Origin of the sequence: Microbacterium sp. UBA3394 (assembly GCF_002358725.1) — a bacterium.
GTDB lineage: Bacteria > Actinomycetota > Actinomycetes > Actinomycetales > Microbacteriaceae > Microbacterium > Microbacterium luteum.
The window spans coordinates 516-2,759 of the sequence record NZ_DEPK01000117.1; the positions used below are offsets into that span (position 1 = coordinate 516).

Here is a 2,244-nt window from a genome sequence, read left to right on the forward strand (position 1 = left end):
GCTGCCGCGCGCGCCGCATCCAGCGACAGTGAATGCACGGTGAAGGCCTCGACGTCGAAGACGCCGATCCGGTGACGGATAGCGGCCGCGGCGGCCGAAAGCTCGCCGGCTCGTTCGGCGTCGCCACGTGCGGCCGCGATGGCGCAAAGGCCCTCGAGGCCGTAGGCGACGCCCTCTTCGTGATGCAGGCGCACGGCGTCGACCAGGGTGCGGCGGAACACCCCCTCGGCCTGGTCGGTCTCTCCCCGCACGAGCAGGAGCCGACCGATCTGATTTCCGGCGATCGACCCTGTGAAGCGGTCGCCGCCGCGCTCGGCGATGTCGGCGGCGCGCTCGAAATGGTCGATGGCCCCGTCGAGGGAATGTCGGAGCCATGCCACGCGGCCCAGGGATACCTGGCTGATCGCCTCGCCCCACCCGTTGCCGAGCTGCCGCAGGGATGCCACAGCCTCGGTCAGCTCCCGCTCGGCGGCATCGAGATCGGGGTCGGGCAGCTGCACGCGCGCCGTCGCTCGCGCAGCGACCGCCATCGCCGCTGCGTCCTCGTCGCCGCTTTCGGTGAACAGGCGCACGCATTCGGCGAGACCGGCGACGACCTCGGGTGCCGGGCGCTGCCACATCTCGCCCCAGAGCGCGAAGAACCAGGCCACCGCCCGGGTGTGCGGGCTGATCGGCTGCTGCTTGTCGAGGAGCTCGAGCATCCACATGCGCACGCCTGCGAACAACCCCATGATCCACCAGTAGATGAGCAGGCTCCAGGCGAGGTCGGCGGCGTCATCCAGTCGGTCGATGTAGACGAGGTGACGGACGGCCGCCCGCAGGTTCGACAGTTCGATGCCGAGAAGTCCCAGGGCTGCGGTCTGACCGGCTCCCCGCAGATCCGGCGCCACACGCGCGGCCAGGGCCACGTAGTGGTCGGCGTGACGCTCGCGCATCAGATCGGCGTCGCCGCGCTCCTTCAGTCGCGCGAGCGAGTACTCGCGCACGATGGACAGCAAGGACAGCACGACACGGCCGCCGATGGCGACGCGGCGCACGAGCGAGGCGTCGACGAGAGCGGCGATCGCGTCGATCTCCTCGCCCTCCCAGCTGCGCCCCGCCCCGATCGCCTCGACCGCTTCGATACCGAACCGCGGGCCGAAGACGCCGAGATCCTCCAGGAGAGCGCGCTGCGCAGGGGCGAGCAGGTCGACACTCCAGTCCAGCGTCGCGCGGAGGGTGCGGTGGCGGTCCGGCATGTCGCGCACCGTCGCGCTCAGCACCGGCAGGCGTCGCTCGAGTCGTTGAGCCATGACCTGCGGCGTGAGCAGGCGCGCCTTGGCGGCGGCCAGCTCGATCGCCAGTGGCAGCCCGTCCAGACGGCGGCAGATGTCGATCACGGCGGCGGCGTTGTCCTTGGTCAGAGCGAAGCCCGGGTCGGCGGCGCGAGCGCGATCGACGAACAGCGCGCAGGCGTCGCACGTCTCCGCGCGGGACAGCGTGCTCACCGTGCCGGCGTCCGGGAACGGCAGCGGATCGACGTCGTAGACGCGCTCGCCCCGAATGCGCAGCACGACTCTGCTGGAGACCAGGAAGCGGGCGCTCGGGGCGGCCGCGGACAGTCTCACGAGCGCCGGAGCGGCATCGACGATCTGCTCGAAGTTGTCGAGCACGACGAGCACTCGTCTGGACTCCAGCGACCGCGAGATGCGATCCTCCAGCGGTGCCTCGCCGTTGTCGCGGATGCCCAGTGCGTAGCCGATCGTCGGCAGCAGCAGGGCTGGTTCCAGCACACCTTCGAGGGCGACGAAGTAGACGCCGTCGGGGAAGAGGTCTTCGCAGGCTCTGGCGGTCTCGGTCGCGAGGCGGCTCTTGCCGATCCCGCCCGGGCCGATCAGGCTGAGCACGCGGTCAGACCCCTCCGCGAGCAAGCAGCGCAACCGTGCGATGTCATCGTCCCGGCCGATCGTCGTCGTCGCGGGGGCGGGAACGCGCGAGAGCAGGGCCGCGGTGGCGGCCTCCGTGCCGGTACCCGCCTCCTGCGACTGCGCGAAGCGCTCGGCGAGCAGGGTGGCGAGGTCTGCCGCGATCTGCTCCTCGAGATCGGCTGGGTCGTCGAAGGGCAGGTAGGCGGCGGTGTCGTCGTCGCGGATGCGTTCCAGCAGGCGATTCAGGCGTTCGTCCCGGTGATCAGCGGATTTGACGTAGATCAGCTTGGGCAGAGTGGGCGGGGAGAGGTTGTACTCGTCTTCGAGTCCGGACACG

At 70.5% G+C, this 2,244-nt stretch carries 1 protein-coding gene; it reads right to left on the reverse strand.

Going from position 1 to position 2,244, the window contains the following annotated elements; genetic code table 11:
• The coding region (locus tag B4E30_RS07310; protein ID WP_286794375.1) for an ATP-binding protein at nt 1-2,244 on the reverse strand (2,244 nt) is incomplete at both ends.